Here is a 13,425-nt window from a genome sequence, read left to right as displayed (position 1 = left end):
TCTCGGAACATCGCCATGACCGCTGCCTCGACTGCCACGTCTGCCATGTCCGGACTTGCCGCGCCCGCCGCCGAGGCGCCGGACAAGTACACCGCGCTGCGCTGGGCTGCCGCCCATCCCCACCGCGGTGGCGCACCCGTGCGATGTCTCATCGCTGAGCGGCGCGCTCGAGGCCGCGAAGCTGGGCCTGATCGTACCGATCCTGGTCGGGCCCGCCGCGCGCATCCGGCAGGTCGCCGCCGAGCATGGACTTGCGCTGGGCGACACCCGGATCATCGACACCGCGCACAGCCATGCCTCGGCCGAGCGCGCGGTCGAAGCCGTGCGGGCCGGCGAGGCCGAGCTGCTGATGAAGGGCAGCCTGCACACCGACGAGTTGCTGCATGCGGTCACCGCCTCGGCCAGTGGCCTGCGCACCGGGCGGCGCCTGTCGCATGTATTCGCCATGAGCGTGCCGCGCTACCACAAGCCGCTGTTCATCACCGATGCAGCGGTCAACATCTTCCCCACGCTCAACGAGAAGGCAGATATCTGCCGCAATGCCATCGACCTGGTGCGCATGCTGGGCATCGAGCAGCCCAAGGTGGCGATCCTGTCGGCAGTGGAAACCGTCACCGACAAGATCCCCTCCACCATCGACGCCGCGGCGCTGTGCACCATGGCACGGCGCGGCCAGATCACCGGCGGCATGCTGGACGGCCCGCTCGCCTTCGACAACGCCATCAGCCGCGAAGCCGCCATCACCAAGGGCATCGACTCGGACGTGGCCGGCGACCCCGACATCCTGCTGGTGCCGGACCTGGAAGCCGGCAATATGCTGGCCAAGCAGCTGACCTTCCTGGCGGGCGCCGAAGCCGCCGGCATCGTGCTGGGCGCGCGCGTGCCCATCATCCTCACCAGCCGGGCCGACAGCGTGCGCGCGCGCATCGGCAGCTGCGCCATTGCCGTGCTGCTGGCGCACGCACGCCGCAACGCCGCAGCCGCGGCGCAGGTCTGAGCCGTGCCCGTGCGGCCCTTGCGCAACCACTTGGGAGTCCATCCAGCGTGACCGCCATCCATCCTGCCGTGCATCCCATCATCCTAGTTGTCAACGCCGGCTCGTCCAGCGTCAAGGTATCGGTCTACGCCGTGCCCGACGCCGCGCATGGCAATGCCGACATCAACCCGGTGTTGAGCGCGCACGGCCAGATCGAGGGCATCGGCGTGGCGCCGCGCCTGACCGCGCGCATGGCCGACGGGCGCGTGGTCGCCGAAGAGACCTTCCCGCAGGCCCAGGTGGCCGACCACGACGCCGCCTTCCGCCTGGTGCGCCTGGTGCTGAGCGTGGGCCTGCGCGACAACCCGCCGGTGGCGATCGGCCATCGCGTGGTGCATGGCGGCGCCGACTATGCGCAGGCCGTGCGCATCGACGACGAGGTGATCGCAAAGCTGGAGGCGCTGGTGCCGCTGGCGCCGCTGCACCAGCCGCACAACCTGACTGCCATCCGCGCGGTGCGCGAGGCCGTGCCGGACCTGCTGCAGGTGGCCTGCTTCGACACCGCCTTCCATGCTGGCCACGACGTGCTGGCGCAGCTGATGGCGCTGCCCTACGCGTACTACGAGCGCGGCATCCGGCGCTATGGCTTCCACGGGTTGTCGTACGAGTACATCGCGCGCCGGCTGCGCCAGGTCGCGCCCGACCTGGCCGAGGGCCGCGTGATCGTGGCGCACCTGGGCAACGGCGCCAGCCTGTGCGCCATGCGCGACGGCCGCAGCGTGGAAAGCACCATGGGCCTGACTGCGCTCGACGGCCTGCCCATGGGCACGCGCTGCGGCTCGGTCGATCCCGGCGCGCTGCTGTGGCTGGCGCAGCAGGGCATGAAGCCGGCCGAGATCCAGGCGATGCTGTACCAGGAATCCGGGCTGAAGGGACTGTCAGGCGTGAGCAGCGACATGCGCGCGCTGCTGGCCAGCGATGCACCGCGCGCGCGGCTGGCGGTGGACTTCTACACCTACCGCGCCGCGCAGGAGATCGGCAAGCTCGCCCCCACGCTGGGCGGCCTTGACGCGCTGGTGTTCACCGCGGGCATCGGCACCAACTCGCCGCCGGTGCGCGCACGCATCTGCGAACACCTGGCGGGCCTGTTCGGCATCGCGCTCGACGGTGGCGCCAACGGCGAGAACAGCCAGCGCATCAGCCGGGACGACAGCCGCGTGCCGGTGCTGGTGCTGCCGACCGATGAAGAAGGAATGATTGCGCTGAACACCGCCCGCATCCTGCGCGAATGCGGGCAGCTTTGAGTCAGCCTGCCAGGTAGTGCCCGCGCAGCTGCGCGACGTCCACTTCGAGCGCGTCGCGCAGGTAGTTGTCGACACTGCCCCAGCCTGCATCGATGGCCTGCATCGACGCATCGAGGTAGCTGGCGCGGACTTCCAGCAGCGGCGTCATCACCGCGGGAGCCACGCCAAGCTCGGCCATGCGCGCCAGCGCAGTCTGGTTGAACTGCGCATTGCGCTGGTTCGACTCCAGGTAGTTAGCCAGGATATCGGCCTGCGCCACGCCCAGCGCCGCCAGCAACAGCAGGGCGGCAAAGCCCGTGCGGTCCTTGCCGGCGGTGCAGTGGAACAGCAGCGTCTTGCCGTCCTGCGCGGTGCGCATGAAGCCGGCGAAGGCCTCGCGGTAGCGCACCGGGAAGTCGCCATAGACCTCCAGCATGAAGGCATCCATCTGTGCCGGCGTGCTGGCGCGCAGGCGCGGCATCAGCACGTCCATCGCCATGCTGCCCTCCAGCACCGGCGCCGCCACCCAGTGGAAGCGCTGGCCGAAGGCGGCCTCTTCGGGCGACTTCTCGCCGGGCGAACGGAAATCCACCACCATGTCGAGCCCGAGCGTCTGCAGCCGCTCCAGGTCCGCCGCGCTGGCCAGCGCGGGGTTGCCGCTGCGGTACAGGCGCCCCTGGCGCACGCGGCGTCCGCCCGCGCCGGCCAGGCCGCCAAGGTCGCGCGCATTGCTGATGGTGTCGAAGGCCAGGTCATGCCGGCCCTGGTCGCTGGCCGCGGCCGGAGCCTGCGGCACGACGGCATGCGCTGGCAGGCAGCCTGCGCGTTGAAGCCACTTGATCATTGTTCTTTCCTGATTGTCCTTGCGATACGGGCCGATGCCGTGCCGGCGCTTCAGCGCTCGCGGTACGCCGGCACATGCCAGCGCAGGTGGCAGCCGGCGATATAGCGCCGGTCCAGCCGCGCCACCAGCTTCCACACCGTCAGCGCACTGGCATCGATATCGACCCACGCCCACGGGTGCTTCGGGTCGCCCGCTTCCACCAGTTCCACCGAACGGATCTTCGCATACCGCGCCAGCGCCTCGCGCAGCGCCGCAGCGTCCAGCCCTGCTTTCAGTCCACGTACCAAAACCTTCATGGTCGGCTCCAATTATTTCAGATCACTTCCGCTCATGCATCACCCGGCCGGGGCCATGGTGGCGCGCTTGCGCACACACACCGCCGCCAGACCTTATGTGGCGAGCTTCTCACTGGTATGACGCCTGTGGCGGCCCGAGTATCCATTGATCACGCGTGGACTTGATCTTGCTCATGGCGGGCGGAAATAGCACGGAGTTGCCCTCGACAGGGCCGGCTGCCAGTCGGAAAATTCCTATCATGTCGAACGCGGCGGCCACGCCAGCAGCGAGGCCGCTCCGGGCACACCGCACACGGATGCCGTCTCGCGACCGACACTTGCCTGTCCTGCCGGCCGTGCTGTCCCAGCGCCGGCGCGCCGCACTGTCCGCCGAGAGCCGTCCGAGCCAGGTGTCCCCGGGTACCGACCAGGATCACCAACCAACAGGATGCCGGCGATGACAGACACTTCCGCCTCCCCCCCTTCCGCCCCCTCCGCCGCGGCTGCACAGGCTGTCGTGCCGACACCGAAACTCACGCTGCACTGGGGCCTGTTCGCCGCCGTCGCTGCGCTGCTCGTGGTGCTGGCGATCCCGCAGCCCGAGGGGCTGACCGTCGCCGGCCAGCGCATGCTGGCGATCCTCGCGTTCGCCATCGTGGTGTGGATCACTGAGGCGGTGTCATATGAGACCAGTGCCATCATGATCACCTCGCTGATGGCGGGGCTGATCGGCTTTGCGCCGACCGTCAACGACCCCTCGGTGCAGTACGGCACCTCGAAAGCGCTCGGCATGGCACTGGCGGGGTTCTCCAACACCGCGCTGGCACTGGTCGCCGCGGCGCTGTTTATCTCCGCAGCGATGACCGTGACCGGGCTAGACCGGCGCATCGCGCTGGTGACGCTGTCTGCCATCGGCACCAGCACGCGCCGCATCCTGATCGGCACGATCGCCGTCACCATCGCGCTGAGCCTGGTGGTGCCCAGCGCCACCGCACGCAGCGCCTGCGTGGTGCCGATCATGATGGGCGTGATCGCCGCCTTCGGCGTCGACAAAAAGTCCAATATCGCCGCCGGCATCATGATCACGGTGGCGCAGGCCACCAGCATCTGGAACGTCGGCATCCAGACCGCCGCGGCGCAGAACCTGCTGACGGTGGGCTTCATGGACAAGCTGCTGGGCGAGCGCATCACCTGGCTGCAATGGCTGATCGCCGGCGCGCCGTGGGCCATCGCGATGTCGGTGGTGCTGTATTTCCTGGTGCGCTTCCTGCTGCCCGCCGAGACCGACGCCATCCCCGGCGGCAAGGAAGCCGTGCAGCGCGAGCTGTCGGCCCTCGGCCCGATGAGCGCGCCGCAGAAGCGGCTGGCCGCGGTATCGCTGGGACTGCTGCTGCTCTGGGCCACCGAAGGCAAGCTGCACAGCTTCGATACCGCCACCGTGACCTTCGTCGGCCTGGTGATCCTGATGATGCCGCGCATCGGCGTGATGGACTGGAAGACCATGCAGCAACGCACGCCCTGGGGCACGCTGATCGTGTTCGGCGTCGGCATCAGCCTGGGCACGGCGCTGCTGTCCACCAACGCCGGCCAGTGGCTGGGGCAGTTCGTGGTCACGCATTCCGGGCTGGCGACGCACGGCGCGCTGCTGGTGTTTGCGATACTGTCGGCCTTCCTGATCCTGATCCACCTGGGCTTTGCCAGCGCCACCGCGCTGACCGCGGCGCTGCTGCCGATCCTGATCGCGGTGCTGCAGACGCTGCCCGGCGACATCAACCGCGTGGGCATGACCATGCTGCTGGGCTTTACCGTCAGCTTCGGCTTTATCTTGCCGATCAACGCGCCGCAGAACATGGTGTGCCTGGGCACGGAAACCTTCAACGGCCGCCAGTTCGCGCGCATCGGCATCCCCGTGACGATCATCGGCTACGCCATGATGCTGCTGTTCGCGGCCACCTACTGGCGCTGGCTCGGCTGGATCTGAGGAGATGGCTGCCATGAAGGTCTCCCTCGCCAGCGCCCGCCAGCTTGCCCGCGACATCCTCGCCGCGCAGCAGGTACCCGCCGACATCGCCGACGACGTGGCCGAGCACCTGGTCGAAGCCGACCGCTGCGGCTATATCAGCCACGGCTTGTCGATCCTGCCCAACTACCGCACGGCCCTCGACAGCCACAGCGTCAACCCGCAAGGCCGCGCCAAATGCGTGCTGGACCAGGGCACGCTGATGGTGTTCGACGGCGACGGCGGCTTCGGCCAGCACGTGGGCAAGTCCGTGATGCAGGCAGCGATCGAGCGCGTGCGCCAGCATGGCCACTGCATCGTCACGCTGCGCCGCTCGCACCATCTCGGCCGCATGGGCCACTACGGCGAGATGGTGGCAGCCGCCGGCTTTGTGCTGCTGAGCTTCACCAACGTGATCAACCGCGCGCCTGTGGTGGCCCCGTTCGGCGGCCGCGTGGCGCGGCTCACCACCAACCCGCTGTGCTTTGCCGGGCCGATGCCCAACGGGCGGCCGCCGCTGGTGATGGACATCGCCACCAGCGCGATTGCGATCAACAAGGCCCGTGTGCTGGCCGAGAAAGGCGAGGCGGCGCCAGAGCGCAGCATCATCGACGCCGACGGCAACCCCGCCACCGACGCCTCCACCATGTTCGGCGAACACCCCGGCGCGCTGCTGCCCTTCGGCGGCCACAAGGGCTATGCGCTGGGCGTAGTGGCCGAGTTGCTGGCGGGCGTGCTGTCCGGCGGCGGCACCATCCAGCCGGACAACCCGCGCGGCGGCGTGGCCACCAACAACCTGTTCGCGGTGCTGCTCAATCCTGCGCTGGACCTGGGCCTGGACTGGCAGAGCGCCGAGGTCGAGGCGTTCATCCGCTACCTGCACGACACGCCGCCGGCGCCGGGCGTCGACCGCGTGCAGTACCCCGGCGAGTACGAGGCCGCCAACCGGGCGCAGGCCGGCGACACGCTGGACATCAACCCGGCCATCTGGCGCAACCTCGAGCGCCTGGCACAGTCGCTCAACGTAGCCGTCCCAACGGCCTGAAGGCGCCGCCCGCGGCGGGGCTCGCGTCCTGCCGCGCGCGGCTGGCACAATACGTGCCATGAAAAGCCTCTGGTCCGCCTTCATCAAGCTGCTGGTGCTCGCCGTGATCGGCGGCGCGCTGCTGGCCGCCATCGCCATCCTGGCCGCCAACCGGCAGCTGCCGTCGCTCGACGCGCTTACCGCCTTCCGCCATACGCCCGACTATGTGCCCATCGGCAAGATCCCGCGCGAGCTGACCGACGCCGTGGTGGCGATCGAGGATGAGCGCTTCTACGTGCATGACGGCATTGACTACATCGGCGTCGTCCGTGCCGGCGTTGCCAACTTGTCGGACGAGCTGTCGCAGGGGGCATCGACCATCACCATGCAGGTGGCACGCAATTTCTACCTGTCGCGGGACAAGACCTATACCCGCAAGCTGTACGAGGTGCTGCTGTCCTACCGGATTGAAAAGGCGCTGACCAAGGACGAGATCCTGGAGCTGTATATGAACAAGATCTACCTGGGACAGGGGGCGTACGGCTTTGCCGATGCGGCGCGGGCTTACTTTGGCAAGCGGCTGGATCAGTTGACGCTGGCTGAGTGTGCGATGCTGGCCGGGTTGCCCAAGGCGCCTTCGGCTAACAATCCGGTGGCGAATCCTAGGCGGGCGCGGCAGCGGCAGGTTTATATCCTGCAGCGAATGCTGGAGCTTGGGCGGATCTCGCGGGGGGAGTATGACGGGGCGTTGCTGGAGCCGTTGAGGTTGAGGTGAGGTGGTGTTTCTGCTTGGCGCCGGAGGTGCCTGGCACCAAGCCCAACGCCTCCCTTACTCCAGCATCGCCCGATGCCGCCCCAGCGCCTCGCGCACGATATCCAACAGCCCGCTCCCTGCTTCGGCATCCACATGCCCCAGCAGCGCCTTGCGCATCCGCGGCTCCCAGAACCGCTTGATATGCCCCGCAATATCCGAGACAGCCTCTTCCCGATCCGGCATGGCCTCGAAGAAGCTGCCGATCTGGTTGGCCATGGTGATGAGGTTGTCGATCTTCATGCCAGACTCGCTTCGTGCTGCAAACGTTGGGGATGGGCATAGACCACGTGCGCGCCGGCGCGCACGAAGCCGGCCAGGGTGATGTTGGCCTGCTCGGCGAGGCGCACGGCCAGCGCCGTCGGTGCGGACACTGCGGCCAGCACGCCGGCGCCGATGGCGGCGGTCTTCAGCACCATTTCATAGCTCGCGCGACTGGTCACCAGCACCGCGCCGCTGGAGATGTCCTCGCCGCTGCGGGTAAGCGCGCCCGCCAGCTTGTCCAGCGCGTTGTGGCGGCCCACGTCTTCGCGCACCAGCGATACATGGCCATCGGCACGCAGCCATGCGGCAGCGTGCGTCGCACCCGTGTGTTGCTGCAGCTCCTGTCGCAGTTGCAGTTGCACGAAGGCGGCCTGAATCACGTCGGTATGGAAGCTGGCTTCGCTGCGCACAGGTGCCGGCAGGCGCATCACCTGCTCCAGCGATTCAGTGCCGCACAGCCCGCAGCCGGTGCGCCCGGCCAGCGAGCGGCGGCGATCCTTGAGCCGCATGAAGGCTTCGGAGGCGATCTCCAGCTGCACGGCGATGCCGTGCTCGCGCATATCGATCTCGATGTCATAGACGTCGCTGGCACGGGTAACGATGCCCTCGCTCAGGCTGAACCCGATCGCAAAGTCCTCCAGGTCGGCCGGCGTCGCCAGCATCACCGCGTGCGAGATGCCGTTGTACACCAGCGCGACCGGCACTTCCTCGGCCACTTCATCGGGGCTCAGCATCAGCTCGCCGCGGCGCCAGCGGCTGACGGCGAAGGTGCTGTGGGTGGCGGGCACGGCGTCTTCCGCCGCTTCCGGATCAATTTCCGGTGACTGCATGCAGCGCATCATGGCGTGACCCTCCGCTCACCCTGCGGCCTGCGCCGGATCGGCGCTCGCGGCTTCCAGCAGTTGCAGCTGCTGGGTGTTGAACTCCTGGTACTCCCGCTGCCACGCCGAAGGCTGCGCCACCGGCAGCACCTGCACCGCGGTCACCTTGTATTCCGGGCAGTTGGTGGCCCAGTCGGAGTTGTCGGTGGTGATCACGTTGGCGCCGGATTCCGGGAAGTGGAAGGTGGTGTAGACCACACCCGGCTGCATGCGCTCGCTGACAATCGCGCGCAGCACGGTGTCCCCTGCCCGGCTCTGCACCCCAACCCAGTCGCCGTCCTTGATGCCGCGCTCCTCGGCATCGTGCGGATGGATCTCGAGCCGGTCCTCGGCATGCCAGTAGACGTTGTCGGTGCGGCGCGTCTGCGCGCCGACGTTGTATTGCGACAGGATGCGGCCAGTGGTCAGGATCAGCGGGAAGGCGCGCGTGATCTTCTCGGTGGTGGGCACGTACTTGGTGATGATGAATTTGCCCTTGCCACGCACGAAGGCGTCGATATGCATGGTCGGCGTGCCTTCCGGCGCGTCGGCGTTGCACGGCCACTGGATGCTGCCCAGCTGGTCCAGGCGCTTGTAGCTGACGCCCGCGAAGGTCGGCGTCAGGCGCGCGATCTCGTCCATGATCTCCGACGGATGCTTGTACTCCATCGGATAGCCGAGCGCATTGGCCAGCAGGATGGTCGCTTCCCAGTCGGCATAGCGCGCCTTGGGCGGCATCACCTTGCGCACGCGCGAGATGCGGCGCTCGGCGTTGGTGAAGGTGCCGTCCTTTTCCAGGAAGGACGAGCCCGGCAGGAACACGTGCGCGTACTTGGCGGTCTCGTTGAGGAAGATGTCCTGCACCACAATGCATTCCATCGACGACAGCGCCTCGGACACGTGCTGCGTATTCGGGTCGGACTGGACGATGTCCTCGCCCTGGCAGTACAGGCCCTTGAAGCTGCCAGCCAGCGCGGCTTCGAACATATTGGGAATGCGCAGGCCCGGCTCGGGGCTGATCTCGACGTTCCACGCAGCTTCGAACAGGCCACGCGTGGTCGAGTCCGACACGTGGCGGTAGCCCGGCAGCTCATGCGGGAACGAGCCGATATCGCACGAGCCCTGCACGTTGTTCTGCCCACGCAGCGGGTTCACGCCCACGCCTTCGCGGCCGATATTGCCGGTGGCCATGGCCAGGTTGGCAATGCCCATCACGGTGGTGGAGCCTTGCGCATGCTCGGTCACGCCCAGGCCGTAGTAGATCGCTGCATTGCCGCCGGTAGCGTACAGGCGCGCGGCGCCGCGCAGCTGTTCCGCCGGAATGCCGGTGACGCTTTCCATGGCCTCGGGCGAGTTCTCCGCCAACGAGACGAAATCGCGCCATTGCTGGAAGGCGCGGTCCTCGCAGCGCTCAGCGATGAAGGCTTCGTTGAGCAGGCCTTCGGTGACGATCACGTGGGCCAGCGAGGTCACCAGTGCCACGTTGGTGCCCGGGCGCAGCTGCAGGTGATAGTCGGCACGGATATGCGGCGAATCCACCAGGTCGATGCGGCGCGGATCGACCACGATCAGCTTCGCTCCGGCGCGCAGGCGCTTCTTCATGCGCGAGGCAAAGACCGGGTGTCCGTCGGTCGGGTTGGCGCCAATCACCATGATCACGTCGGCCTTCTCGACCGACTTGAAGGTCTGCGTGCCGGCCGATTCACCCAGGGTCTGCTTCAGGCCATAGCCGGTCGGCGAATGGCACACGCGCGCGCAGGTGTCGACGTTGTTGTTGCCGAAGGCGGCACGCACCAGTTTCTGGACCAGGTAGCCCTCTTCATTGGTGCAGCGCGACGACACGATGCCGCCGATCGAATCCTTGCCGTGCTCGGCCTGGATACGTTTGAACTGCGACGCGGCGTAGTCGATCGCCTCTTCCCACGACACCTCGCGCCACGGATCGGTGATCTTGGCGCGGATCATCGGCTTGAGAATGCGGTCCTTGTGCGTGGCGTAGCCCCAGGCAAAGCGGCCCTTGACGCAGGCGTGACCTTCATTGGCCTTGCCGTCCTTGTACGGCACCATGCGCACCACTTCATTGCCCTTCATCTCGGCCTTGAACGAACAGCCCACGCCGCAATAGGCACAGGTAGTCACGGTGCTGTGCGAGGGCTGGCCGAACTTGATCACCGAGGTCTCGGTCAGCGTCGCGGTCGGGCACGCCTGCACGCAGGCGCCGCACGAGACGCAGTCCGATTCCATGAACGACTGGCTGGTGCCGGGCGAGACGCGGGAATCGAAGCCGCGGCCGCTGATGGTCAGGGCGAAGGTACCCTGCGTTTCCTCGCAGGCACGCACGCAGCGGTTGCAGACGATGCACTTGGAGGGGTCATAGGTGAAGTAAGGATTGGATTCGTCCTTCTTCATCTGCGTGTGCGTCGCGATCGGCGCAGCTTCCGGGCCGCCGTCGTTGTAGCGCACTTCACGCAGGCCGACCACGCCGGCCATGTCCTGCAGTTCACAATTGCCGTTGGTCGGGCAGGTCAGGCAATCGAGCGGGTGGTCGGAGATATATAGCTCCATCACGCCGCGACGCAGGTCGGCCAGCTTGTCGCTCTGGGTCTTGACCTTCATGCCGGCTTCGACCGGCGTGGTGCACGATGCCGGATAGCCGCGGCGCCCTTCGATCTCGACCAGGCACAGCCGGCACGAGCCGAAGGCTTCGAGGCTGTCGGTGGCGCACAGCTTGGGGACGGCGATCTGCGCTTCCATCGCGGCGCGCATCACTGAGGTGCCGGCGGGCACGGTGACGCTGACGCCATCGACCTCCAGGGTGACCAGTTCAGTGGATGGGCTGGCAGGCGTGCCGAAATCGATCTCGTTGCGGGCGTTCATGGCGGTTTGTCTCCCGTGTCTCTGCTGGACCTGGCTCAGGCGGCCTTGGCTGGGTTGGAGGCGAGGCCGAAGTCCTCGGGGAATTCATTCAGCGCGGACAGCACCGGGTACGGTGTCATGCCGCCCATCGCGCACAGCGAGCCGTTAAGCATGGTGTCGCACAGGTCGCGCACCAGTGCGACATGCTTGACCGGCTGCTCGCCGGCAATGATGCGGTCCATCACTTCGACCCCGCGGGTCGAGCCGATCCGGCACGGGGTGCACTTGCCGCACGATTCGATCGCACAGAACTCCATCGCGTAGCGGGCCTGCTTTGCCATGTCGACGGTTTCATCGAACACCACGATGCCGCCGTGGCCGACCACGCCGCCGAACGCGGCATAGGCTTCATAGTCCAGCGGCACGTCGAAGCGCGACTCGGGCAGGTAGGCGCCCAGCGGCCCGCCCACCTGCACCGCGCGGATGGCGCGGCCGCTGCGCGTGCCGCCGCCGTAGTCGACCAGCAGCTCGCGCAGCGTGACGCCGAACGCTTTCTCCACCAGTCCGCCCCGCTTGATGTTTCCGGCCAGCTGGAACGGCAGCGTGCCGCGCGAACGGCCCATGCCGTAGTCGCGGTAGTACTGCGCGCCGCGCGCCAGGATCACCGGCACGGTGGCCAGCGAGATCACGTTGTTGATCACCGTGGGCTTGCCGAACAGCCCCTGCAGCGCCGGCAGCGGCGGCTTGGCGCGCACCACGCCGCGCCGTCCTTCCAGGCTTTCCAGCAGCGCGGTTTCCTCGCCGCAGACATAGGCGCCGGCGCCCTTGCGCACTTCCAGGTGGAAGCGCTTGCCGCTGCCGCGGATGTCGTCGCCGAGCCAGCCGGCGGCGTTGGCGATGCCGATCGCGCTTTCCAGCACGGCAATCGCGTGCGGGTATTCGGAACGGCAGTAGATGTAGCCCTGCTCAGCACCCACCGCCAGGGCGGCAATGGTCATGCCTTCGATCAGCATGAACGGGTCGTCTTCCATCACCATGCGGTCAGAGAACGTGCCCGAGTCGCCTTCGTCGGCATTGCAGACGATGTACTTGACCGCGGACTGCGCGCCCAGCACGGTCTTCCACTTGATGCCGGTCGGGAATGCCGCGCCGCCGCGGCCGCGCAGGCCGGAGTCGGTGACCTCCTGCACGATCTCGGCGGGCTGCATCGCCAGCGCGCGCTCCAGGCCGGCAAAGCCCTCATGCGCGCGGTAGTCGTCCAGCGACAGCGGATCGGTGATGCCGACGCGGGCGAAGGTCAGGCGCTCCTGCTGCTTCAGGAAGGGGATCTCTTCGGTCACGCCCTGCGACAGCGCGTGCTCGCCGCCTTGCAGCAGGCCAGCGTCGAACAATTCCGGCACGTCTGCGGCGCTGACCGGGCCATAGGCCACGCGGCCGGCTCCGGTCTGCACCTCGACCAGCGGCTCCAGCCAGAACATGCCGCGCGAGCCGTTGCGGACAATGCGCACGTGCTGGTTGCGCGCGGCGGCTTCGCGCGCAATGGCGCGCGCCACATCGTCGGCGCCCAGCGCCAGCGCGGTGGAGTCGCGCGGCACGAAGATGGTGGTGACCGTGATCATGCCTGTGCCTCCGCCGCTTCCGGGGTTTCTTTCGAAGACTCGCGCAGCGAGCGCACTAGCGCGTCGAAGCGTTTCGCGTCGACATAGCCGTGCAGTTGCTCGCCGACCATCACCGCCGGGCCGCAGGCGCACTGGCCCAGGCAATAAACCGGCTCCAGCGTCACCTGCCCGTCCGCGCTGGTTTCATGGAAGCCACAGCCAAGTGCGCGCTGCGCATGCTCGGCCAGCGCTTCGGCACCGACCGACTGGCAGGCTTCGGCGCGGCAGACCTGTACCACGTGGCGCCCGGCCGGCTGCTGGCGGAAGTGGTGGTAGAAGGTGATCACGCCATGCACCTCGGCGCGCGACAGGTTCAGCGCGCGGGCAATCACGGGCACGGCGGCGTCGGGAATATAGCCCTGTGTGTCCTGGATCTCATGCAGGATCGGCAGCAAGGCGCCCGGCATTTCCTGGCGTGCCGCCACGATGGCGGCGATGCGCGTGGCATCGGCGGATGCCGCTGCGTGGGGGGCAATTTCTGGCATAGCGTCTCCTGTGAGGCGTCGCCCAGATCGGCAGCGCGGCCTCTTATATGCTATTTTTTTCCTATTTACGGGCTGTGGCGTCGCCGTTTT

The 13,425-nt window shown here is 67.6% G+C and carries 12 protein-coding genes; 5 read left to right on the top strand and 7 right to left on the bottom strand.

Going from position 1 to position 13,425, the window contains the following annotated elements:
* Nucleotides 1-127 precede the first annotated feature (127 nt).
* Together KB879_RS03540 and KB879_RS03535 are read left to right on the top strand one after the other, a co-directional pair.
* Nucleotides 128-997: a phosphate acetyltransferase gene (locus KB879_RS03540; protein WP_249221247.1), complete on the top strand. Its 870-nt coding sequence runs from the start codon at nucleotides 128-130 to the stop codon at nucleotides 995-997.
* Between the two features lie 47 nt (nucleotides 998-1,044).
* Entirely contained in the window at nucleotides 1,045-2,280 is a 1,236-nt protein-coding gene (locus KB879_RS03535) for an acetate/propionate family kinase (RefSeq protein ID WP_211980763.1), read from the top strand.
* A gap of 1 nt (nucleotide 2,281) precedes the next feature.
* On the opposite strand, the gene KB879_RS03530 is transcribed toward KB879_RS03535, so the two are convergent.
* Nucleotides 2,282-3,103, bottom strand: coding sequence for a tyrosine-protein phosphatase (locus KB879_RS03530; protein WP_211980762.1), 822 nt, complete (start codon nucleotides 3,101-3,103; stop codon nucleotides 2,282-2,284).
* A gap of 50 nt (nucleotides 3,104-3,153) precedes the next feature.
* On the bottom strand, nucleotides 3,154-3,399 hold the full coding sequence (locus tag KB879_RS03525) for a hypothetical protein (RefSeq protein WP_013955706.1): 246 nt from the start codon (nucleotides 3,397-3,399) through the stop codon (nucleotides 3,154-3,156).
* Nucleotides 3,400-3,835: 436 nt separating this feature from the next.
* Here KB879_RS03525 and KB879_RS03520 point away from each other — a divergent pair, with 436 nt between their 5' ends.
* Genes KB879_RS03520 through KB879_RS03510 form a run of 3 tightly spaced genes read left to right on the top strand, consistent with a single transcriptional unit; the run spans nucleotide 3,836 to nucleotide 7,176 of the window.
* Nucleotides 3,836-5,359: a DASS family sodium-coupled anion symporter gene (locus KB879_RS03520; RefSeq protein WP_211980761.1), complete on the top strand. Its 1,524-nt coding sequence runs from the start codon at nucleotides 3,836-3,838 to the stop codon at nucleotides 5,357-5,359.
* A gap of 13 nt (nucleotides 5,360-5,372) precedes the next feature.
* A complete protein-coding gene (locus tag KB879_RS03515; RefSeq protein ID WP_211980760.1) occupies nucleotides 5,373-6,422 on the top strand; it encodes an Ldh family oxidoreductase in 1,050 nt (349 codons plus the stop codon).
* Nucleotides 6,423-6,480: 58 nt separating this feature from the next.
* On the top strand, nucleotides 6,481-7,176 hold the full coding sequence (locus KB879_RS03510) for a transglycosylase domain-containing protein (RefSeq protein ID WP_114131256.1): 696 nt from the start codon (nucleotides 6,481-6,483) through the stop codon (nucleotides 7,174-7,176).
* 54 nt (nucleotides 7,177-7,230) lie between these two features.
* Here the strand turns inward: KB879_RS03510 and KB879_RS03505 are convergent, their stop codons facing one another.
* The 5 genes from KB879_RS03505 to KB879_RS03485 are packed head-to-tail and all read right to left on the bottom strand — an operon-like array spanning nucleotide 7,231 to nucleotide 13,335.
* Complete coding sequence (locus KB879_RS03505) at nucleotides 7,231-7,455, bottom strand: formate dehydrogenase subunit delta (protein WP_010811246.1); 225 nt, start codon at nucleotides 7,453-7,455, stop codon at nucleotides 7,231-7,233.
* Nucleotides 7,452-8,318, bottom strand: coding sequence for a formate dehydrogenase accessory sulfurtransferase FdhD (fdhD, locus tag KB879_RS03500; RefSeq protein WP_211980759.1), 867 nt, complete (start codon nucleotides 8,316-8,318; stop codon nucleotides 7,452-7,454). Before fdhD ends, KB879_RS03505 begins: the two co-directional genes overlap by 4 nt.
* A 15-nt stretch (nucleotides 8,319-8,333) precedes the next feature.
* Nucleotides 8,334-11,213 (bottom strand): formate dehydrogenase subunit alpha, encoded by a 2,880-nt coding sequence (gene fdhF, locus KB879_RS03495; protein WP_013955700.1) that lies wholly within the window; start codon nucleotides 11,211-11,213, stop codon nucleotides 8,334-8,336.
* 35 nt (nucleotides 11,214-11,248) lie between these two features.
* A complete protein-coding gene (locus KB879_RS03490) occupies nucleotides 11,249-12,811 on the bottom strand; it encodes an NADH-quinone oxidoreductase subunit NuoF (RefSeq protein ID WP_114131253.1) in 1,563 nt (520 codons plus the stop codon).
* Nucleotides 12,808-13,335 carry a formate dehydrogenase subunit gamma gene (locus KB879_RS03485; RefSeq protein WP_013955698.1) on the bottom strand — a complete coding sequence of 176 codons (528 nt, stop codon included), beginning with the start codon at nucleotides 13,333-13,335 and terminating at the stop codon, nucleotides 12,808-12,810. Before KB879_RS03485 ends, KB879_RS03490 begins: the two co-directional genes overlap by 4 nt.
* Between the last annotated feature and the right edge of the window lie 90 nt (nucleotides 13,336-13,425).

The sequence above is a fragment of the Cupriavidus sp. KK10 genome (assembly GCF_018223725.1).
GTDB classification, from domain to species: domain Bacteria; phylum Pseudomonadota; class Gammaproteobacteria; order Burkholderiales; family Burkholderiaceae; genus Cupriavidus; species Cupriavidus necator.
This window is presented reverse-complemented; position numbering and strand designations above follow the sequence as displayed.

What these genes read in the sequence shown, in the direction of transcription:
- KB879_RS03520 (WP_211980761.1), top strand. Translation starts at nt 3,836, where the DNA reads ATGACAGACACTTCCGCCTCCCCCCCTTCCGCCCCCTCCGCCGCGGCT.
- KB879_RS03505 (WP_010811246.1), bottom strand. Translation starts at nt 7,455, where the DNA reads ATGAAGATCGACAACCTCATCACCATGGCCAACCAGATCGGCAGCTTC.
- fdhF (WP_013955700.1), bottom strand. Translation starts at nt 11,213, where the DNA reads ATGAACGCCCGCAACGAGATCGATTTCGGCACGCCTGCCAGCCCATCC.
- KB879_RS03485 (WP_013955698.1), bottom strand. Translation starts at nt 13,335, where the DNA reads ATGCCAGAAATTGCCCCCCACGCAGCGGCATCCGCCGATGCCACGCGC.
- KB879_RS03510 (WP_114131256.1), top strand. Translation starts at nt 6,481, where the DNA reads ATGAAAAGCCTCTGGTCCGCCTTCATCAAGCTGCTGGTGCTCGCCGTG.
- KB879_RS03490 (WP_114131253.1), bottom strand. Translation starts at nt 12,811, where the DNA reads ATGATCACGGTCACCACCATCTTCGTGCCGCGCGACTCCACCGCGCTG.
- KB879_RS03515 (WP_211980760.1), top strand. Translation starts at nt 5,373, where the DNA reads ATGAAGGTCTCCCTCGCCAGCGCCCGCCAGCTTGCCCGCGACATCCTC.
- KB879_RS03525 (WP_013955706.1), bottom strand. Translation starts at nt 3,399, where the DNA reads ATGAAGGTTTTGGTACGTGGACTGAAAGCAGGGCTGGACGCTGCGGCG.
- fdhD (WP_211980759.1), bottom strand. Translation starts at nt 8,318, where the DNA reads ATGATGCGCTGCATGCAGTCACCGGAAATTGATCCGGAAGCGGCGGAA.
- KB879_RS03530 (WP_211980762.1), bottom strand. Translation starts at nt 3,103, where the DNA reads ATGATCAAGTGGCTTCAACGCGCAGGCTGCCTGCCAGCGCATGCCGTC.